The sequence below is a fragment of the Butyrivibrio sp. XPD2002 genome, assembly GCF_000423945.1.
Lineage (GTDB): Bacteria > Bacillota > Clostridia > Lachnospirales > Lachnospiraceae > Butyrivibrio.
Map to the genome: position 1 here is coordinate 84,590 of NZ_AUIY01000012.1, position 22,556 is coordinate 107,145.

General features: G+C 42.2%; 17 protein-coding genes. All 17 read left to right on the forward strand.

The annotated features are described in order from the left end of the window. The first annotated feature begins 14 nt into the window (after positions 1-14). Positions 15-1,964 carry an asparagine synthase (glutamine-hydrolyzing) gene (gene asnB / locus G587_RS0107450; RefSeq protein ID WP_026491737.1) on the forward strand — a complete coding sequence of 650 codons (1,950 nt, stop codon included), beginning with the start codon at positions 15-17 and terminating at the stop codon, positions 1,962-1,964. After that, positions 1,949-3,202, forward strand: coding sequence for a glycosyltransferase (locus tag G587_RS0107455; RefSeq protein WP_035786059.1), 1,254 nt, complete (start codon positions 1,949-1,951; stop codon positions 3,200-3,202). Before asnB ends, G587_RS0107455 begins: the two co-directional genes overlap by 16 nt. An 85-nt stretch (positions 3,203-3,287) precedes the next feature. Beyond that, a complete protein-coding gene (locus G587_RS0107460; RefSeq protein WP_242830049.1) occupies positions 3,288-4,742 on the forward strand; it encodes an MBOAT family O-acyltransferase in 1,455 nt (484 codons plus the stop codon). A 15-nt stretch (positions 4,743-4,757) separates the two neighbouring features. Continuing rightward, entirely contained in the window at positions 4,758-5,867 is a 1,110-nt protein-coding gene (locus tag G587_RS21780) for a hypothetical protein (RefSeq protein ID WP_051200874.1), read from the forward strand. 15 nt (positions 5,868-5,882) lie between these two features. After that, positions 5,883-6,926 (forward strand): glycosyltransferase family 2 protein, encoded by a 1,044-nt coding sequence (locus G587_RS0107470; RefSeq protein ID WP_026491740.1) that lies wholly within the window; start codon positions 5,883-5,885, stop codon positions 6,924-6,926. A gap of 48 nt (positions 6,927-6,974) precedes the next feature. Then, positions 6,975-7,844 carry an alpha-1,2-fucosyltransferase gene (locus G587_RS0107475; protein WP_051200875.1) on the forward strand — a complete coding sequence of 290 codons (870 nt, stop codon included), beginning with the start codon at positions 6,975-6,977 and terminating at the stop codon, positions 7,842-7,844. 13 nt (positions 7,845-7,857) lie between these two features. After that, positions 7,858-9,681: an ABC transporter ATP-binding protein gene (locus tag G587_RS0107480; protein WP_026491742.1), complete on the forward strand. Its 1,824-nt coding sequence runs from the start codon at positions 7,858-7,860 to the stop codon at positions 9,679-9,681. Then, positions 9,650-10,816: a hypothetical protein gene (locus G587_RS0107485; RefSeq protein ID WP_026491743.1), complete on the forward strand. Its 1,167-nt coding sequence runs from the start codon at positions 9,650-9,652 to the stop codon at positions 10,814-10,816. The genes G587_RS0107480 and G587_RS0107485 overlap by 32 nt, the downstream gene beginning before the upstream one ends. A 27-nt stretch (positions 10,817-10,843) precedes the next feature. Then, positions 10,844-12,253, forward strand: a complete 1,410-nt coding sequence (locus G587_RS0107490; protein ID WP_026491744.1) for a sugar transferase — start codon at positions 10,844-10,846, stop codon at positions 12,251-12,253. Positions 12,254-12,267: 14 nt separating this feature from the next. Further along, complete coding sequence (locus G587_RS0107495) at positions 12,268-13,302, forward strand: glycosyltransferase family 2 protein (RefSeq protein WP_026491745.1); 1,035 nt, start codon at positions 12,268-12,270, stop codon at positions 13,300-13,302. Next, on the forward strand, positions 13,302-14,345 hold the full coding sequence (locus G587_RS0107500; RefSeq protein ID WP_026491746.1) for a glycosyltransferase family 2 protein: 1,044 nt from the start codon (positions 13,302-13,304) through the stop codon (positions 14,343-14,345). Before G587_RS0107495 ends, G587_RS0107500 begins: the two co-directional genes overlap by 1 nt. Continuing rightward, positions 14,342-15,751 carry a DUF3329 domain-containing protein gene (locus G587_RS0107505; RefSeq protein ID WP_026491747.1) on the forward strand — a complete coding sequence of 470 codons (1,410 nt, stop codon included), beginning with the start codon at positions 14,342-14,344 and terminating at the stop codon, positions 15,749-15,751. Before G587_RS0107500 ends, G587_RS0107505 begins: the two co-directional genes overlap by 4 nt. 14 nt (positions 15,752-15,765) lie before the next feature. Next, positions 15,766-16,977, forward strand: a complete 1,212-nt coding sequence (locus tag G587_RS0107510) for a polysaccharide pyruvyl transferase family protein (RefSeq protein ID WP_026491748.1) — start codon at positions 15,766-15,768, stop codon at positions 16,975-16,977. Continuing rightward, the gene (locus G587_RS0107515) at positions 16,977-17,891 is read left to right on the forward strand and encodes an alpha-1,2-fucosyltransferase (protein WP_026491749.1); all 915 of its coding nucleotides are present in this window, start codon (positions 16,977-16,979) and stop codon (positions 17,889-17,891) included. The genes G587_RS0107510 and G587_RS0107515 overlap by 1 nt, the downstream gene beginning before the upstream one ends. A 45-nt stretch (positions 17,892-17,936) precedes the next feature. Then, positions 17,937-18,746, forward strand: coding sequence for a DUF4422 domain-containing protein (locus G587_RS0107520; protein WP_026491750.1), 810 nt, complete (start codon positions 17,937-17,939; stop codon positions 18,744-18,746). 27 nt (positions 18,747-18,773) lie between these two features. After that, positions 18,774-21,539: a sulfatase-like hydrolase/transferase gene (locus G587_RS24285; RefSeq protein WP_051200876.1), complete on the forward strand. Its 2,766-nt coding sequence runs from the start codon at positions 18,774-18,776 to the stop codon at positions 21,537-21,539. Between the two features lie 57 nt (positions 21,540-21,596). Continuing rightward, entirely contained in the window at positions 21,597-22,520 is a 924-nt protein-coding gene (locus G587_RS21790; RefSeq protein WP_051200877.1) for a LicD family protein, read from the forward strand. Positions 22,521-22,556 lie beyond the last annotated feature (36 nt).

The window sequence follows — 22,556 nt, forward strand, 5'->3', positions numbered from 1 at the left end:
AGAAGGAGACGCCTATGTGCGGAATCTGCGGATATATATCAAGAAACAGAATAACTGAAGATGAACTGCGAGCAATGAATGACACCATGATCCACAGAGGACCTGATGACAATGGTGTGGAGCTGTATCCCGGGAAAAACGGATACACCATAGGATTTGCACAGAGACGACTTTCAATCCTGGATCTTTCGCCCCTTGGGCACCAGCCCATGTCTACGGAGGATGGCAGGATTTCTGTCGTTTTTAATGGGGAGATTTATAACTTCCTTGAACTGAAGGAAGAGCTTAAGGGATATCCCTTTAAATCGACCTGTGATACAGAGGTTATCCTGGCAGGATACTTAAAGTGGGGAGCTGATTTTGCAGACCACATTCACGGAATGTTTGCTATAGCTCTCTATGACAGAGAGACAGAGGATATCTATCTTGTAAGGGACAGAATAGGTAAAAAGCCGCTTTATTACTGGCTTGAAGATGAAAATATAGTTTTCGGATCAGAGCTTAAGCCCATTATGAAGTGCCCCGGCTTTAATGCTGATATCAGGAAATCCATTATTCCCAGATATCTGTATCAGCAGTACATTAACGCTCCTGAGAGCATTTTTGAGAATGTCTGGCAGGTGGAGCCCGGTCAGATGATCGTTTTTAATAATGGTAAGCTCACTAAGAAAAAATACTGGGATGTTAAAAAGGCCTATAAGGAAAGATCAGCCTCCCAGATAAGCTCCTACGAGGAAGCAAAGGAGGGGCTTAAGAGTCGCCTCAAGAAGTCTGTTGCAGATAGAATGATAGCTGATGTGCCTCTTGGAGCATTTTTATCAGGTGGTTATGATTCATCACTTATAACTGCTCTTGCCCAGGAGAACAGTGATTCTCCGGTCAAGACCTTCAGCATTGGCTTCAATGTGCCTGAGTATAACGAGGCTGAGTTTGCTAAGAGAGTGGCCAAGCACCTTGGCACAGACCACACGGAGCTCTATATCGATGAGTCGGAGATGCTGGATCTGGTAGAGAGTATTCCGGATTATTACGATGAGCCCTTTGCGGATGAGTCGGAAATACCCACAATGCTTGTGTGCAAGCTTGCGAGGGAGAAGGTGACTGTTGCGCTCTCTGGTGATGGCGGAGATGAGTTTTTCTGCGGATATAATATATATGAAAATGTTGCGCAGGCTCAAAAGCTCGATATGGCAGGCGGAATCGTAAACGGAATTGGTCAGATCCCTATGGGAGACAAAAAGCTTCTTAATAAGCTTCCCTTCAGGGTTCAGGTAGTTGCAGGTAACAGAGATCCGGAGACCAAGACTCAGTTTTCATCACCCAGCTATATACTCTCTGCACATGCATTTATCACAGGAAAAGAGGCTATGGATGAGCGGCTTACCTACGAGCAGTACATGAGCGGAGCCTTTGGACCGACAGGACTTTTTCCGTGCAAGTATCCTATCGAGTCATCCTACGAGGTAGCAGACTGGCAGATAAGGCGTATGCTTCTTGATATGGATACCTATCTTCCGGGAGATATTCTTGTGAAAATGGACAGAGCATCAATGAAGTACTCTCTTGAGTGCAGATGTCCTATAATGGATACAGAGGTTATGGAGTATAGCTTCTCCATTCCTCATAATTTCAAGTTTGCAGATGGTGATAAAAAGCATATCCTGAAGGATATTGCTTATGATTATATTCCGAGGGACCTTCTGGACAGACCTAAGAAGGGCTTTGGATGTCCTACCGATACATGGCTTAGAGGACCCCTTCGCGACAAGCTTATAGATTACAGCGATGTGAACTTCCTTAAAAATCAGGGCATTTTTGATGCGGAATATACATCACGATTTATCAGAAATTATCTGGAAAAAGGTGACGGTGGTCCTGCTACCGGAGCTAATTATTCCAAGCTGTCCTGGAGCTTTTTCAACTTCCAGCAGTGGTATGAAAGGTATAGATGGCAGAAAAGGTAACTATAAAGAAAAAGCATATAGTTATGTATATAGGCTCACTCAACAAGGGCGGGGCTGAGCGTGTCATGTGCAATCTGGCTGAGTATTTCTACGGTATAGGCTACAAAGTGACGCTTGCTACAACCTATTTGTCCGACGATGAGTATGAGCTTCCTCATGCTGCCTGGAAGGTTCTTAAGAGCGAGGACGATGAGAACGCAGTTAAGGTGCTTAACCCCGATGAAGAGCTAAGATATGTGGATTTAAAGGGCGGTGAGCCCATGGGAATAGGCAGAATTTTCACGGCGCTTATGCCCTATGAGAAGGGAAACCGTGCGCAGAACTTCCATAGAAGGATTGAAAAGCTTACAAATGCCTGGGAGAGATTAAAACCTGATATTATTCTGTCTTTTCTTGGAAAAAATAATGTTATGGCACTGCAGTCGGCGTTATCGCTGGATATTCCTGTGGTTGTGTCAGTAAGGGCAACTCCATCTGAGGAGTACGCTACCCTGGGATTAAAGGCAGCCGTGAAGGTGCTGTTTCCCGCTGCGGCCGGTGTTGTGGTACAGACAACCGGTGCCATGGACTTTTTCGGACCTCTTATCAGAAATAAGTGCAGGGTTCTTCCAAATGCTATAAATGAAGAGTTTATGGCTCATAATGTGGTGCCTTTTGAGGATAGGAAAAAGGTTATCGTATCGGTTGGAAGGCTTGATGATAATAAAAATCAGAAGGTCATAATAAATGCCTTTTCATATTTTGTGAAAAAACATGCTGATTACAGGCTTATGATTTATGGCGACGGTCCTACCAGAGACCTATTAGAGAGGCTCTGCGGTAAGCTCGAGATACTTGATGAAACAGGTAAGGGAGCAGACGGTAAGGTTACGTTTATGGGAAGTGTCGACAGAATTGCTGACAGAATATGCGAGTCTGAGATTTTCGTCCTTACTTCCAAGACGGAGGGTATGCCCAACGCTCTTATAGAGGCTATGTCACTTGGACTTTGCTGCATATCAACGGATTGTCCCTGTGGTGGTCCTGCAGACCTTATTAAGAACGGTAGAAACGGAATCCTTATTCCGATGGATTCTGATGTGAAGATGGCGACTAACATTTTTCATGCCCTGGAAAGACTGGCGGATGATCCTGCTATAGCAAGGAAGATGGGCGGTGCAGCCCTCAGCGTCAGGGAGGAGTATAACCCGGACAGCGTAAATGCAAAGTGGAAAGAATACTTCGAGGAACTTATGTAGGAGATAGCGGATGCAATTTAACTCATACATTTTTATATTGTGCTTTTTGCCGCTATCGCTGATATTTTACTTCGGCTTCCATAAAATGGGGCATAAGAAGCTCTCTTTAACATCACTTCTTGCCATGTCCCTTTGGTTTTACGGGTATTTTAATCCCTATTATCTGCTGATAATATGCAGCTCTATAGCGGTTAATTTTATATTGTCAAAGGCTATGCAGCGCTTTGATAAGGGCGAAGCTGCAAAGAGAAAGCCATATCTGATACTGGGAATTCTGTTTAATGTAGGTCTCATATTCTATTTTAAGTATTACGACTTTTTTATAGAGAATATAAACGCAGCATTCAGAACGGATTTTAATTTAAGACACATAGTACTTCCGCTGGGAATAAGCTTTTTCACCTTCCAGCAGATATCCTTTATTGTTGATGCATACAGAGGGGAGACGGGAGATTATTCCTTCCTCGAGTATGCGCTTTTCGTGTCTTATTTCCCTCAGCTTGTAGCAGGTCCTATAGTTCTTCACTCTGAGCTTATTCCTCAGTTTAGGGATAAGAAAAAGCACAGCGTGAATTTTGACAATCTGTGCCGCGGAATTATGATGTTCACCCGCGGTCTTGCAAAGAAGATGCTGATAGCTGATATGTTCGGAAAAGCTGTGGATTACGGCTTTTCACAGGCAGCGCTTGTTCCAGTGGGAGAGGGGGCGCTCACTATTTCCGAGATAATCATAGTGATGCTGTCCTACACCTTCCAGATATATTTTGACTTTAGCGGCTACAGCGACATGGCAACAGGACTTGGAGCTATGTTTAACTTTGACATTCCCATGAACTTCAATTCACCTTACAAGGCTATATCCGTAGCGGAGTTCTGGAAGCGCTGGCACATGACTTTAACAAGGTTTTTGACTACATATATCTATATTCCTCTTGGTGGTAACAGAAAGGGGAAGCTCAGGACCTATATAAATACCTTTATAGTATTTCTGGTAAGCGGAATATGGCATGGTGCCAACTGGACCTTTATTCTGTGGGGAATGCTCCACGGGGCAGGACAGTGCATAAACAAGCTGACACACGGTTTATATGTAAAGCTCTGTGACAGTGCAAAAAAGGCTCCCCTGGGCGTATTTTTAAGCGGAATTATAAAAGTGTTTAGCTGGATAGTTACATTTATTTTCATAAATGTAGCGTGGCTCCTTTTCAGGGCAGACAGCGTAGCACAGTGGCTTCAGATTTTAAAGCGCCTCTTCGTTCTAAATCTCGATGTGAGATCTGAGATCGTGGAGGGCTTCAGGATCCCTAGATTCAGATATGTGCTTCAACTGCTTCACATGCCAAGCGCTGATATAAATGTGCTTATGACAGGCTGTAGTCTCTCCATGGTGGCAGCTCTGACAGTTTGCCTTTGCTGCAAGAATAATTACGAGAGAAAATACAGGACCAGCGCTGCTTCGCTCGTATTTACATGGGTGTTACTTGTGACCTGTATCGTGTCTATGAGCTCGATCTCGACATTTTTATACTTCAATTTTTAAAAAGGCTGAGGATTAATGACTTCAAAAAAATGGTTCTACAGTATTTTAATACTGGTTATAGCTACATTGGCTCTGGCAGCAGGGCTGGTGTTCTTTGTGGACCCTTTTTTTCACTACAGAGCGCCTAATCCAAAGCTTTTTTATAAGCTATATGACCAGAGATCCCAGAACGACGGAATTACAAGGAATTTCGACTATGATGCTATAATAACCGGGACCTCCATGGCGGAGAACTTCAAGGCTAGCCAGTTTGAGGGAGGACTTGGATTTAGAACTATAAAGGTTCCATACTCAGGGGCTACCTATAAGGAAATAAACGATAATCTCATAGCAGCTTACAATAGTGGTCATAACCCCAAATATGTGCTGAGACCCCTTGATTATTCACTTTTGATGAGGGATAAGGATGAGCTTAGGGATGACATGGGAGATTATCCTTACTGGCTTACAAATGATGATCCATTTGATGATGTGAAGTACTTACTAAATAAGGATGTTATTCTGAGGTATGCGATTCCTGCTTTGACCTCATATTTTCAGGGAAAGAACCCGGGATATACAAGCTTTGATGAGTACAGCTATACCGATGGGGATAATAAATACGGCAAGGAATACGTTCTCTACGGCAAAAAGGAATTTGTGGATCCCGACAGCTTTGAATTATGGATATTGTCAGATGAAGAGAAGAAAATGCTTGAGGGAAACATCGAGCAGAATGTGGTATCTCTTGCAAGAAAGCACCCGGAGACAACATTTTTGTATTTCTTCCCGCCCTATTCGATGGTATATTGGGGAGCCCTCTATGAGGAGGGGCAGCTTGATAAAATACTTGCCTGTAAGCAGGCAGCGATAGAACAGATGCTGGAATGTGATAATATACACATATACAGCTTTACCACTCATACTGAGATAACCGCCGATCTTTCAAGATACAGGGATCAGGCTCATTATGATTATAAGGTAAATGAATTTATAATAGATACTATAGTCAAGTATGAAAATGGCTATGAAAATACTGATATGTTTGAACTATCAGACAGAATTACCAGGGAAAATGCCGATGGCTATTTTATAGAAGAGAGTTATTTACTTAATAACTTTGATTACAATAGCCTTATAGATTAAGAAAGAGTAGAACCTATGCGAGATATTTCTCATTTTTATTTTAAGGGAATACCTGTTTCAGAGCAGCCGCTGATCACAGTTGCGATCACCTGCTACAACGTAGAGAAGTACATGTCCAGGTGTATAGAGTCTGTGATGGCGCAGACCTATGCCAATCTGGATATTCTGATAATAGATGATGGTTCCCGCGACAGGACAGGGGCTATCTGCGATTACTATATGACCCAGGATACAAGAATCCGTGTTGTTCATCAGAGTAATCAGGGCCCCGGAACCGCCAGGAACTACGCCATGGAAGAAGCTATGGGCGAGTACCTTGCTTTCCTTGATGGGGATGACTACGTAGAGAATTATATCTACGAATATATGATGAGTGCGATTCTGGAATCAGGCGCAAAGCTCGCGATCTGCAATTATTTTGAGAATGCAGAGGATATGCCGGTCGAGCTTCATCCTCTAAATGAAAATATGCGTGCAAACTCTATAAGGATGGTAGATTCCAAAGAGCTTATCACTGCCTGCGTTGAGGAATCAGAAGACCTTAAGGTGAAGAGTATGGTGTGGAACAAGCTCTATCACAAGAGTCTCCTTGAGGGCAAGAGCTTTCCTAATATACTCTTCTATGAGGACAGGCGTTTTACATTAGAAATACTGCATGATGCAGGAGAGGCCGTGTTCGTTGACACGCCGCTTTATCATTATATAATAGACAGAAAGGACAGCATCGGCACACAGGAGGGGTTTTTCTGCATCTTTTCAGAGTGGATACCTGCCTGCAACTCGGTTAAGGCGTTCCTTAGGCAGATAGGAATGGAGGATCTGGCTGATACTCAGGATTACCTGATGTACACAAGGCTCCTTGATTTTTATGCGGAGGCTAAGCTGGATAAGACCGGGGATAAGAGCAAATATCTTGAGGACATCACGGCTTATATAGAGAAATGCCGCGACAGCGTTGACAGGATATATGGCAGCAGGATTGCTGATCCTAAGGAGAAAAAGCGGATGCAGAAGTTTTTGGACCACCGCTGGATGTATGATCATTTTCATCTCAAATAAGAGATGTTCTAAAATTAGAAGATAAGCAGTATCACTACAGGGGGATGTATGATAATAATTAGAATGATGGGCGGACTTGGAAACCAGATGTTCCAGTATGCCCTGTATCTTCAGCTCAAGGCATTGGGGAAGGAAGTTAAGATCGATGATGTTTACGGATTTCGCGACGATGAGCAGAGAGATCCGGTGCTTGAAGATATGTTCGGAATCACCTACGACAAGGCTACAGATGCCGAGGTTGTGGACATAACAGATTCCTATCTTGATCTTTTCAGCAGGATCAGAAGAAAGATTTTTGGAAGAAAATCCAAGGAATATGAGGAGCTTACAGGTATATTTGATCCCAAGGTCTTTGAGCTTGAGGAAGCTTATCTGAATGGCTTTTTCCAGAGCGATAAATATTTTCCTGATAAAGAGGTAGTAGCTCAGCTCCGCAAGGAGTTTGCGTTTAAGCCCGAGGAGGTATTCACCTCCGCAGAGAGCTGGGATCTCTACAGACATATTCGTGAGACAGAGTCTGTCAGTATCCATGTGAGAAGAGGTGATTATCTTCTTCCCGGAACAGTGGAGACCTTCGGAGGAATATGTGATACCGATTACTATAAGAGAGCCATTGATCTTATGGTAAAAGAGCATCCGGACGCTATTTTTTATGTGTTTACAAGCGATAAGGAATGGTGTGAGGAAAATGTATCCGGTAAAAAGTTCCGTATCGTTGATACAAAGGAAGAGAATGAGGATGCGGTTGATATGCTCCTTATGAGCCTTTGTAAGCATCACATTCTGGCTAATTCAAGCTACAGCTGGTGGAGTGCCTGGATGAATGATTCTCCGGAAAAGACAGTTATAGTACCGAAGAAGTGGCTTAACAACAAGCCCATGGATGATATATATACTGCGCGTATGACGCGTATTTGATAAAGGAAGTTTTATGAGTTTAAGTAATCCGAAGGAGAATAAGGCCGAGAGTCTTAATCTCCTTTCCAAGATAAATTATATTTTTGATAAAAAGCAGAAAAGGATGCTGGTGATCCTGGGAATCATGATCGTCATCGGTGGTCTGTTTGAGACACTGGGAGTAGGAATGCTGGCTCCGGTTGTCGGAGTTATCACTGATCCTGATGCAGTTCGCGGTAAGATCGAAAAGCTCCCTGTTATAAATGGGCTTCCGAAGGCTATGGGCCTTGATACAAATGCCAAGCTGATATGTGCGATTCTGGCTACACTTATTATCATTTACGTGGTGAAAAACATATACCTTCTGATTTTGGTATATGTGCAGAACAGTTTTATATCCAAAACCCGTAATGATATGATTTCCCGCGTAATGAGGGAGTTTTTGAACAGACCCTACGAGGATTATCTCGGGGCAGATATTCCTACGGTATTTAGAATAACTGATGGCGATATACCGAAAACTTTTTCACTTATGCTGGCTCTTTTAAATCTTTGTACAGAGCTTGTGGTTTCGACGTTTTTGGGAATTTATCTCGTTTATACCAACTGGAAGATGGCGCTTTTGATGATCGTTGTTCTTGGTGGTATGACGGTACTTATCACTAAGGTTCTTAAGCCTGTCATGAATGATATAGGAAAAAAGAACCAGAGCATCGCTTCAAGGATTGCCAAGTGGAGAATCCAGGCTATTTACGGACTTAAGGAAGTTAAGGTCCTTAATCGTGAGGACTTCTTCATAAGAAATTACTATGAATCCGGTAAGATCGGAGCAGATACTGATATCAGATATACTGTCCTCAACAATTCACCAAGATCCCTTATTGAGACAGTTTTCATGGCTGCCGTTTTCGGATTTATAATCGTGTACGTATCAAGAGGCGGAGATACGAAGCTTCTTGTTGAGCATCTGGCAGCGTTTGCTGTGGCCGCTATAAGGCTTATCCCCAGTGCAAACCGTATAAATAACTATATTACCGAGATCGCATATGAGGAGCCTGCGCTTAACTTCGTATATAACAATCTCTCTGAGTCCATGAAGTCAGATAAAAAGATGGCTGCAGAGAGAAGTGCTATCGCAGGACCTGCACTCCAGCTTAATGATAAGATTGAGCTTAAGGGAATAACCTTCGCATATCCCGATGCTGATAAAAATATATTTACCGGAGCAGATATGACAGTTCCCAAGGGCAAATCCGTGGGAATCATGGGATCTTCAGGAGCAGGTAAGTCCACTATAGTTGATATACTTCTTGGACTTCTTCACACGAAGAGTGGTGAGATACTCTGTGATGGACAGAATATTTTCAGCAATTACGAGTCATGGCTTGCTCAGATAGGATACATTCCCCAGAGCATATACCTGATAGATGAGTCCATTCGTGACAACATCGCATTTGGAATAGATGCTGATGAGATTGATGAGGCCAGAATCTGGCAGGTGTGTGAGGAAGCACAGCTTGCAGATTTCATTAAGAGCCTTCCCGAGGGACTTGATACTAAGATTGGTGACCGCGGAGTGAGACTTTCCGGTGGTCAGAGACAGCGAATCGGAATCGCCAGAGCGCTTTATCACAATCCTGAGATTCTGGTATTTGATGAGGCTACAAGTGCTCTTGATAACGAGACTGAGGCAGCAGTTATGGAGGCTATAAACAGCTTCCATGGAAAGAAGACGATGATCATCATCGCTCATAGACTTAACACTATCGAAAAGTGCGACATGATCTATGAGGTTAGGGATGAGAAGATCGTGGAGACAACTCTTGATGGAAAGATCGTTTATCACAAAGCTACGTAATATAGCCTTATATGCAGCGCTTACGATTGAGCTCCTTTTGATGGTTTATGAGAGGAGTGTGCTTCCGTTATCAAGCCCGAAGCAGATATTCAGGATAAGCTTTGTGCTTTCGGTAATCGCGCTTTTACTTACAAAGTACTCACTTAAACAGTGGATAGTTATTGTTATTGTCTGTGCTATCAGCGTGGTCAGCTATAAGATAACGGGGAATAATGATCTCCTCAGATTTTCGGTATTTGTAATAGCCTGCAAGGATGTAGACTTAAAGGCTATGCTCAGATATATTTTTGTGATGACAACGGCAGGTGCGCTGCTGATTGTGGCTATGTCGGTTACCGGCTTTGCAGGTGACATCAGGCTCATCGATGATTTTGGAAGAGAAGCCGGAAGCGAAGTCAGATATACCTTTGGCTTTGGACATCCCAATACTCTTATGAGTGTTGTTTTCTCAATTGAAGTACTGTTTGTTTATCTGATCCGCGATTATAAAAGAGCGGTGAGAAATGGTATAATGGTAGCCATGCTGGCACTTAATGTGATCCTGTATTTCTTTACAGGCTCAAGAACCGGTGTGGCACTTACTGTATTTACGATTGTACTTGCTTTTGCAGTTTATGAGATTAAGTTTTTACAGGAATCTGCTTTTTTGTACGGATTCGGTATAGCTGTGATAGGAGCCTGCGTTGCTTTTTCAGTGTGGGCTGCCAGGATAAGTAAGTACGCTAGAAAAAAGAAATATCCTTTTTATTATAAACTGGATAAGATACTTACCGGTCGAATTCAGTCATTGTATTATGATACAAAGCCCCATAAGGGATCACTTAAGACCTGGAGTCTCTTCGGAGATGAGTTTAGCGGTAATTCCTTCTTTGACATGGGCTGGGTAAGACTGTTTTACTGGTATGGGATAATACCGGCTATACTTATTTTGCTGGTTATTGTCTACTTTATTTATCGTTTGTACCACAGGAGAGATTATGCCACTATGATAATGGTGATCTCTATTAGTGTATTTACTCTGGTAGAAGCAAGCTTTGTTTCTTCATTTATCGGAAGGAATTATCTGCTTCCCATAGCCGGAGTTTATCTGTTTTCAGAGTCCTTATCCGAAAGGAATCGGGCAGATAAAAGCTAGCGGTCATAGAGGAGGAAGGAAAAAGTAGTGCAGGGAAAGACAAAATATCTGGTTAACTATGTGGTTTGGGCAGTTGATATTCTGGCAATAGTGATATCATTTGTTCTTGCTACCTATATTAGATTCTGGAATTTCAGAGACATGCAGGATAAGACCATGCATTTTATTATATGCATTCTTATGGCGCTTATCTGCACGGTCTATACATTCGCAATTGATGCCAACAGAGGTTTTTTAAAGAGAACTATCTGGAAGGAAGGGACTGCTGTAGTAAAGTTTGAGGTTGTCCTTATTCTTGGAACAATTGCCATTGCGTATGTTCTTAAGCTTGCTGAGCAGTTTTCACGTCTGGTAATGCTCTATTTCATTATTTTTGATGTGATTCTGATGCTTGTATTTCATCAGCTTGTTAAGCTCGTTCTTAAAAAGTACTGGGAGAGCGGAGATACTGCCATCAAGCTTCTTGTTGTTTCCGAAAAAGAGATTATGATGCCTACCATAAGACATCTCCAGCACAGACTTGAGATCAACTACTCCATTGAGGGAGCAGTATGTCTTGACGAGGATATGACTGGTGAGGAAATCAGAGGTGTCAACATAATCGCGAACAGGGACAACCTGATAGATACAGTTACTTCCTACCCTGTGGATGAGATCTTTATTTACACACCCAATATCAGTCAGAATTCACTTAATGAGACGATTGCAGCCTTTGGTGACATGGGTGTTACGGTTCACTACTGCGTAGAGCTGCCCAATATTGCAGGAAGTACTTCAGTTGGTAACCTTGCTACCTATTCAGTTATCTCATATATTCACGGAACAGAGAGATACAGAGCGCTTATACTTAAGAGATTTATGGATATTATCGGAGGCTTTGTGGGACTTGTGATTACTGCAATTTTCACACCCTTCGTTGCACTGGCGATCAAGCTTGATTCTCCCGGACCCGTGTTCTTCTCACAGGTTCGTATCGGAAGAAACGGAAGACGTTTCAAGATATATAAGTTTAGAAGTATGAGAACCGATGCTGAGAAGGTAAAGCAGGAGCTTGCTGATCAGAATGAGATGAACGGTCTCATGTTCAAGATGAAGGATGATCCCAGAATTACCAAGGTTGGCGCCTTCATCAGAAAGACAAGTATTGATGAGCTTCCACAGTTCCTCAACATTTTTAAGGGCGATATGAGCCTTGTTGGAACAAGACCACCCACCGAGGATGAGTTTGAGAAGTACAATCAGTATTACCGCAGAAGAATCAGCATGACTCCCGGACTTACAGGAATGTGGCAGATCAGCGGAAGAAGTGATATAGAAGATTTCGACGATGTAGTTAAGCTTGATCTTCAGTATATAGATAACTGGTCCTTGTGGCTGGATATTAAGATTCTTGTTAAAACTGTAGGCGTTGTGTTATTTGGAAGAGGCGCACGCTAAGAAGGAGCTCTTATATGCCAGAAAAAATAGTCAGCGTTATCATAACTGTATATAATATCAAGCAGTATTTTGATGATTGTATGAGAAGCGTGCTTGGACAAACCTATAAAGATATAGAGATAATCCTTGTGGATGACGGAGCAACTGATGGCAGTGGTGAGCTCTGCGATGAGTACGCAAAGAAGGATTCACGAATCAGAGTGATTCACAAGGAGAACGGCGGTCTTATGTCTGCGTGGAGTGCAGGGGTAAAGGCAGCAGAGGGCAGATATGCCCTTTTTATCGATGGCGATGACTGGGTAGATACGGAAATGGTAGAGGAGCTTTTAAAGTACGCATCACCTGACCCTGATATAAAGGAAATCGTCAGCAGCAATTATATTATTGAGAAGAAGAACGAAAAGAGAAAGGCCTCTCACGGAGCAGCGCCCGGAGTCTATGAAAAGGAAAAGCTTTCTGAGCTTAGAACGAGACTCCTTGGCGAAGAGACAAGACCTGTGATAATGTCCAGATGTATGAAGCTGATAACCCGTCAGCTCATATTGGATAACATGCATTATCTTGATTACAGTATCAGGATGGCAGAGGACGTAAATATTATTCTTCCGTGTCTTCTTGATGCGGATAGGCTGACAATACTTGAAGATGGATTCTTTTATCACTACAGAACCATTGGAGAGTCCATGGCCCACGGCTATGATAAGCGCCTTTTGGATAACATAAAGCTTGATTATCATACTTTTCTGGGCATTATGAAGGATAAGGGAGTATCCAATGCCCAGGAGCAGATGGACAAGGAATATGTGAGACTCCTTTTTCTGGTAATGAAGAACGGACTTCGTGCTAATGATCCTGGAGCAACTGCACATATTAAAGACGTTTTTAAATCAGATGAGATTGCAGAAGTAATAAGAAAAACACCTGTAACTGTTTCAGAGAAATCCAATCGATTGGTATATTATGGAATGAAACATCCGATTATACCTGTTATTATTGCGATCAGATTTATTATAAAGATGTATGACAAAGTTACGGCGGGGGCAAACTGATGGATAAGGCCATGACAAGACCTATGGTCAGCATTATCATACCGGCTTATCAGGCACAGGACTCGATAGAAGACTGTGTGAATTCAGTATGCTCACAGGTGATATCATATGAAATAAGTAATGCAGCTAAGGATTACAGCGGTATTATGGAGATCATCATTATAGATGACGGGTCTACCGATAAAACGGCATCTATCTGCGACAGACTTAGCGAAACCAGCGATATTGTTAAAGTGTTACATGTAAAAAATGGCGGTGTATCTAAAGCCAGGAATTTGGGACTGGAGAATTCTGGCGGAAGGTATATCGCTTTTGTTGATGCTGATGATCTGCTGGGAGATACATATATATCGGACCTTCTTAAGAATGCCTTAAAGACCAATGCGGACCTTATAATAATGGATGGAAAGATAGTAACAAATGATATTATTACCGGGCGCAGATACATAGAGGATGGTATTTTAAGTGAGGACACCCATGTTTGGGGTAAGCTGTTTAAGAGAGAGCTTATTTTTGAGGGTGGAAAGGTTGTGAGATTCCCTGAAAATATAACGATAGGCGAGGATATGCTGTTTCTCCTGGAGGTATTGAAGAAGATAGATGATAAAGCCTGCATAAGTCTTATAACAGGTGGCGGTTATAAGTATAACTTCAATGACAGCGGTGCAATGCTTAAGGCTTTTAAGCCCTCATATCTGGACCAGATAACCTGTTGGGAGATGGCAGATAAGGAGCTTTCAGAGCTTGATCTCGGTCTTTCAGAAAGGGCTTCTATAAAATTCGCAGCGATAAGGGTTATGGCTGCGCTTTTAGTGGTGTCGAAATTTGCTAAAACCCTTAATATGAGAGACAATAAAGGCATGACAGTTACTCTTGCGATGAAAGAGGAGGTCGTAGCAAGGGCTAAAGCTATGATAAATAAGGCAAGAGCAGTTAGGGGATGTTATGGCAGATTATCAACAGGCTATAAGATTAAGATAACATTATTCAGCGTAAGCCCTGACCTGTATATGAAACTGTATGGACAATGGAAGAAGATATGATTAGAGAAGAGAACACAAGAAAAAGACTGTTTATAATATCAGTTATAGTGTGCTTTGTGACAATTCTGATATACGAGATGCTGACACCGATGCTTATGGATGACATGAGTTATGGTAAACAGGTTCAGGAGGCAGGAAGCTTTTTGGGACTTTTTGCTCAGGAGCATCACCAGTATATGACCTGGACGGGGCGCTCTGTGGCTCATCTTATGCTTAGGATTTTTATGTATATAGATATGCATACGCTGGGCGGAAGAGTGTTCTTTAATATTGTGGCGGCAGCGGTGTTTACGGCGCTGACACTGCTCATATATCGTAATGCGAACAGTAACATTCGATATGATGTCGGTGCATATCTTTTGGGAGTTCTTCTTATATGGCTTTTTGCAGTATCCTTTGGTCAGACAATTTTATGGGAGACAGGAGCATGTAACTATCTGTTTACAACAACAATTGTTATGGCTATGGTGACTGTTTACAGAAATGTTTATGATAAGTGCCAGGCAGAGGGTGGTGAGGATAAGTCGAAGAAAGCTCTCTCCTGCATTGGGATGTTTCTTCTTGGAGTAGTATCCGGATGGTGTAATGAGAATACCAGCGGTGGTCTGCTTCTTCTTATGATAATTGTCGCTGTTTATTATAAGAAGCTCTATGCCTTTGCTATATCAGCTATGGCTGGAACAGCTGTGGGACTTGGATTTATGGTTCTGGCTCCCGGTAATGCGATCAGAAGTCAGTATATGGAGGAAGCACATACGGGCCTTCTTGGAATGGCAGCCAGATTTCTTAAAATAACATTGGTTCTCAAAGAAGAGTTTATGGTTCTTCTTATAATAATTGCTGTTTTGTTTTTGCTTCTTAAGCTGCAGGGAAAAGTTTTTAAGGATTTAAAGGCGATGATACTTTTTGTATTCATCTTTTTTGCTACATCCTACAGCCTTATCCTTACAGTGACACCTCAGGAGAGAGCGTTCTTTGGTGCAGGAATATTCCTTATAGTGGCTATAGTACAGGGATATTGCAGGATCAGTACCGGAGAGGCGGATAATACAGTAGCCGATGGTAATGCTGATAAATCAGAAAAAACCGTTTTGCTGCAGACTGTTAAATATGGTACAGTAGTCGCTATGGCAATTTACATGCTGTTTACCTATATTGAGAGCGGTGCCAATCTGGCAAGAATATATAGAGAGGAGCAGAACAGGTACAGTTACCTTGAAGAGCAGGCAGCTAAAGGGGAGGAGGATGTTGAAATCCCCATGCTGAGTGATCAGTTTTATACGAAATATACATCTGCCTATACCTGTGATGTCTCAGACGACTGGACCAATTGGAACAATATGATGATCGCGGAGTATTACGGATTTAAAACAGTTTTGGGAGTTGATCCTGATACTGAGGAGTAATAAGGAAAAAGTTTATGGAAAGACAGTTATTATTCTATATGCACGCAGGCAGTGGCAATCACGGGTGCGAAGCAATAGCGGATGCTACTCTTGAAGCCCTTACGGAAGAGTGCAGGAATGAAAATTATATACCGCCTGTAATTATTACAAATAATAAAGAACAGGATATGAAGTATGGTCTTGGAGACAGAGTATCGAAGGGGCAATGCAGCATAATCGAAGAGAGACATATAGCTGAGGATCTGATACCTCATGTTATGTATTATGCCTATAGAAAGGTAACGGGTGATGCGGTATCCTTCTTGAGGTACCAGTTTAAGGATGTTCTGAAGAAGGCATCACAGTATAAGAATCCCATAGCTGTTTCCATAGGAGGAGATAACTATTGTTATCCAGAGATGGTTAATGATCTTAAGCTTGCTCACGAAGCTTTTCTTGAAAAGGGGATGTCATCCATCCTTATGGGATGCTCAGTTGAGCCGGATACGGTGAAGGATTTAAAGGATGACCTTTTGAAGTTTGATCTCATAACAGTAAGGGAATCTATTTCCTACAAGGGAATGATAGATGGAGGAATCCCGGAGGATAAGGTTAAGCTCTGTCCTGATCCGGCGTTTATGCTTCCTGTTAAGAAGGGAAGTCTCCCTGAAGGTTTTGTAAAAGGAAATACTATAGGACTTAATGTCAGTCCCATGGTTCAGGGAAAGGAAGCTTCTCCCGGAATCACCATGGAGAATTACAGGAATCTGATAAGACATATATTAAATGATATTGAGGGATCAAAGGTTTTACTTGTGCCTCATGTGGTTTGGAAGAGTAATGACGACAGACAGCCGCTCACACAGCTCTATGAGGAGTTTAAGGATACCGGAAGGGTTATTCTTGCAGAGGATGCTTCCGCTGAGGAATTAAAGGGACTTATAAGTGAGTGCAGAATTTTTATAGGTGCAAGAACACATTCCACCATAGCTGCATATTCCACCTGCGTTCCGACACTTGTGCTTGGATATTCTGTAAAATCCAGGGGAATTGCAACTGATCTTTTTGGAACCGATGAAAACTATGTTGTGCCTGTTCAGAAGCTGACTTCTGATAAGGATCTTGTAGAGGCCTTTGATTTTATTCTTAAGAATGAGGACGGAATAAGAGAGAGACTTCAGGAGATAATGCCTGAATACAGTAAGCGTGCGGCAGATAATGCGCGTTATATAAAGGAGCTTGTTTAATGCTGATAATACAGATAGCCGGAGGCCTGGGAAACCAGATGCAGCAGTATGCCATGTACAGGAAGCTGCTGAGAGCCGGCGCAGATAAAGATATAAAGCTTGATACAAGCTGGTTTGATAAAAAAACTCAGGACGGTGTTCTTGCTAAGCGAGAGCTGGAGCTTTCATATTTTCAGAATCTCCCTCTTCCTGTGTGCACAGCCGAGGAGAGAGCGTATTTTCTTGACAGAAGCATAGCAAGAAAAGTTTTTGAGAAGGTTATGCCTGCCGCAAGCAAAAGGTTTACTGAGAGTGGCATGTATCATCCGGAGATTTTCAGCCTGCAGGATAAGTATATTGAAGGATATTTTGCCTGCCAGAAATACTACGATGATATTATGGATGAGCTTAGAGAGCTTTTCATATTTCCTACGCATCCTGATACGGATATAAACGTCAGGAATATGGATCTTATGAACGAGATGGAGCTTCGTCCAAGTGTCAGCGTTCATATAAGAAGAGGAGATTACCTCGATCCTGAGAATGCTGCGCTTTTTGGAAATATTGCAACTGATGAGTACTATGAAGGAGCCATGGACTACTTCAGAGCTTTGGATCCTGATACACATTTTTATATTTTTACAAATGACCCTGAGTATGCACGCCAAAAATATGCTGACCCGGAGAGATACACAATTGTGGATCACAACACGGGTAAGTATTCGCTTCTGGATATTCAGCTCATGAGTCACTGCATGGGAAATATCTGTGCAAATTCGACATTTTCATTCTGGGGAGCAAGGCTGAACCGCAGGAAGGATAAGAAGCTTGTAAGAACACTTACCATGAGAAACAACCAACCAGTAGATCCCGAAATCATGCATGATTATTGGGCTGGATGGGTGCTCATGGACAAAGATGGCAAAGTGCGCTAAAATAGTCATTTAGGTATTGATTATAGTAAGAAAAGGAACTGGCGAATGCCTGATATTAAGATCATTATTGCGACCACAAAAAAATACAGAATGCCTGATGATCCGGTCTATATGCCTTTGCAGGTGGGTGCGGTTAATAAGAAGGCCGCGAATACACCTTATGAGAAGGATAACACGGGAGAGAACATTTCTGAGAAGAACAGCAGCTATTGTGAGCTGACAGGTCTCTACTGGGCTTGGAAGAATCTTAAGGCAGATTATATAGGTCTCGTACATTATAGAAGATATTTTGCTTCACCTGAGGCAAGGGGAGAGGATGATCCGTTCAATAAGATTATTGGCGGTGAGGAAGTTAAGAGACTTCTTGAGAAGAACTGTATCATAGTTCCCAAGAAGAGGAAGTATTATATAGAAACTCTTCAATCACACTATGCTCATACACATTACGTGGAGCAGCTGGATGAGACCGGCAAGGTAATTAAGGACCTTTGTCCTGAATATATGGAGTCCTTCGAGAGAGTAATGACTCAGACTTCAGGTCATATGTTTAATATGATGATAATGCGTAAGGACATACTGGATAAGTATTGCGAGTGGCTGTTCAAGATCCTTAATGAGGTTGAGATCAGATATCCCGAGAACAATCTCAGTGCTTATCAGGGCAGATATATAGGTAGAATTGCGGAACTCATATTCAATGTGTGGCTTGATTACCAGGTTACAACAGGAGCTATCCCGAGGTATCAGATTCAGGAGCTTCCATGTGTACACATTGAGAATGTCAACTGGTTTAAAAAGGGAGGAGCATTCCTTGCTGCAAAGCTCTTCCATAAGAAATATGATCACAGTTTCTGATCATTGAGAATTAGTGAGAAGTATAAAGTGGAAAGAAAATCAGGAAAAAGTGCTGCATTTGGCATAATATATTTAATATTTGTATTGATTGTTTCAGGTATTGCGTACAAGCACGTAACTGATTTCACCGGAAAAAGATATATTTTAATAAGTGCGCTGCTGTTTATATTCTCAGTCGCTGCACCTTTCACGTTGGGAAGGAAGAAATGGAAATCCTCTAAGGCAGTAACTGCTGTAGCACTACTTATTTATCCGCTGTTATGCTTTTACTTCACTGAAAAAGCGTTAAGTACCGGATTTGGTTTCATAGAAGCCGGTAAAAAGATTCTTATTGGTAATTATGGACTGTATGCTCTGATCATATGGTTCATATTTGCTTTAACCTTATCTCTTGGCATATCGTTTTTCACAAGCGGTCTGCTGTTTATTTCTTTTGGACTCGCCAATTATTTTACAATTTTATACAGACAGGTTCCTATTCTTGCGGGAGATGTAGCTACTGCAGGAACAGCCCTTAACGTTGCAGGTCATTACACCTATGAGATGGAAATATGCCAGTTTATGGCGATTCAGTTTCTGCTTGCGACTTTGTCATTTGCTCTCTTTTATAAAGTTGAGCGTGAAAACAGGATAAGCATAGGGAAGAGAATTGCTGTAGCAGTCGTTGCTATTGTGATATTTGCAGGTGCTGCAAGATGCGTGGCATTTACTGATTTCCTTGAGAATCAGGGGATTTCCGTCCATGTATGGATTCCGATTAAGACCTACAGACAAAAGGGAGGACTGCTTACCTTCTGCAGAAGCATAAGGAATATGGTGGTTGATAAGCCTGAGGGCTATGATCCTGATAACATTAAGGGACTTATGACGGAATATCCTTCAGATTCAATATCTGATGAAAAGGTAAGGCCCAACGTAATCGCCATTATGAATGAGGCATTTTCTGACCTTCAGGATGTTGGAGATCTTCCTACAAACATGGAAGTGATGCCCTTTTATGACAGCCTTACAGAAAATACCATTAAGGGCTGGAGCTATGTATCTGTTTTTGGCGGCCAGACAGCCAGCAGTGAGTATGAGTTTTTATCTGGAGATTCCATGGCATTTTTGCCCGCAGGAACTACTCCCTATCAGCTTTATATAAAGAGGTTTATGCCTACTCTTACAGGGAACCTTTTACTTGATCACTATTTTAGGGCTATTGCACTTCATCCCTATAAACCAAACGGATATAATCGCAATAACGTATACCCTATTCTTGGCTTTGATGAGTTTATTTCAGCTGAGGATTTTCCTGAAGGTACTCCCATGATGTCAAAGCATATCACGGACAGCGCGGATTATAGCAGGATTATCGAGGAATACGAGAAGGCGAAAGCAGAGAGTGATGAGCCCTTCTACGTTTTTAATGTGACCATGCAAAATCACGGACCTTTTTCAAATGATATGGAAAATGTCCCGGATGAAGTAAAGATTACTGATGAAGAGCTTAACATGGACGGAGTTCAGGATTATCTGAACCTTATTCATGAGAGTGATAAGGCCTTAAAGGACCTGGTTGAGTACTTTGAAAAGGTGGATGAGCCCACAGTTATAGTGATGTTTGGCGATCATGAGCCCGGAGTTGGCAATGCCTTTTATAATAAGCTCGTAGGTGGTAACAAGAATAACCTTGAGGGAGAGGAGCTTTTAAACCTCTACCACACAAAGTTCGTTATCTGGGCGAATTATGATATTCCTGAGGCTGATTACTCTGAGGAAAGCGGAATCAGTATCAACTATCTTCAGGCGCTTATGCTTGATGCGGCAGGCATGAAGATGAGCGGCTATAGTAAGTACCTTCTGGATACCATGAAGGAGGTTCCGATCCTTACTGCAAACGGTTATATCGGTGCAGATGGGAACTTCTATAACACAGATGACGAGAGCTCTCCTTATTATGAGAGACTGCAGCAGTACAGATCCATCGTGTATAACCATCTCTTTGATAAAAAGGGAAGAGTTGATGAATTCTTTGAATATTCAACAAAGAATACCGCTGAAACAGCGAAGGTCAGGGAAGAGCTTATAAAAGAAAAGCATATAGTTCATGCGGGAGGCTTTATAAATTCCGCTGATGGAACTGAGTATAACTATACAAGCAGCGTTGAAGCTATAGAAAATTGTTATAATAAAGGAAATAAGTTTTGCGAGCTGGATTTTTTGATGACAAAGGATAACCAGCTCGTCTGCGCTCATGCGTGGAAGCAGCTATATAAAGACGGGACGCCTCTTGAGGATGCGGTAAGCCTTGATGAGGCTTTATCCTGTAAAATGGAGAACGAGTTCACACCCCTCTGGCTTGGAAGTCTGGTGGATTTTCTAAGGGGCCATGAGGGAATGTACATCGTCACTGACATCAAACAGGACTATAACGCAGAGGGCGCAAAGCAGATAGCAGAGTATTGTCCTGATCTTATGGACAGATTCATAATCCAGGTCTACCACGAGGAAGAGGCTACTGTCATGGAAGAGCTGGGATTTAATAACATAATCTTTACTCTTTACAGAACCGAGGAGGAGGAGAGAACTCCGGAGGCTCTTATGGAGGCAGCAGGTAAGCACGATTTCGTGGCCTGGACAGCAAAGAAAGCCTTCATAAATGAAGATTTTGTGGCAAGTATCAAAGCTACCGGCGTTCCGCTTTATACACACACCGTCAATGATCCACAGGAGATAAAGGATTTTATGGCACTTGGTGTTGATGGATTTTACAGCGATGTTGCTGATTTTGATACTGTGCTTAAGGATTGATGATCCGTAAGTATGCGGGATATGACACTAAAACAAAACAAGAAGGAAAATTGGTAAATGGGAAATAATAAGGCTATGGGAGCGGCTGATAAGCGGCACTTTTTCAAGACCGGCTTTCGCGGAGCCCCCGGCACCTTTGAACTTAATAATGAACAGCTAAAGGAGCTTCAGCAGACACTTCTTGAGATGCTTAAGGATTTCATAGCGGTGTTTGACGAAGAGAACATATTCTATACACTAAGCGGCGGCTCTGTACTCGGCGCTATAAGGCATAAGGGCTTTATTCCCTGGGATGATGACATCGACATAAATATGCCAAGAAAAGATTTTGAGCATTTAAAGCGCATCTTTGATGAAAAGCTCGGAGATAAATATGTACTCTGCGGACCTGAGTTTGGCAGAGGCTATGGCATGAGCCATGTTCAGATAAAGAAAAAGGGAACTACCTACAAGGCCTTTAATGAGCTTACCATGAAGGATACCGGAATTTTCATAGATATATTTGTTCTGGAAAACACCTATGACAATAAGCTAAAAAGGGAGCTTCACGGAACCTGGTGCCTTATGCTTGGATATATTCTGACCTGCAGAAAAACGGCTGAGGATTGGAAGGCACTTGAGCCCTATCTGTCGGTGAATGAGGTGTTAAAGGAAGCCTTTGCAAAGAAGATGAAGATAGGAAGACTCTTTAAGTGGCAGAGCCTTGATAAAGTTGCCAAAAGGGTCATTTATTGGTATTCTTACTGTGGTTTGGAAGACTCGAAGCAGGTTTGTATCCCCAGCGGAAGAAAGCACTATTTTGGCGAGATGTACAATCGCGAGGATATGTGTAAGGCACGGGATGCGGTATTCGAAGGAGTTAATGTAAAGATTCCCAAGGGAACAGAGACTTATATGGAGATTCTATATGGGCCTAATTACATGCAGATTCCGAAGGAAGAGGATCGAGAGATTCATTCAGCTGTGGAGCTGAAATTTTGATATTATAAAGAGACCCTCATCCGTCGCTACGCGACA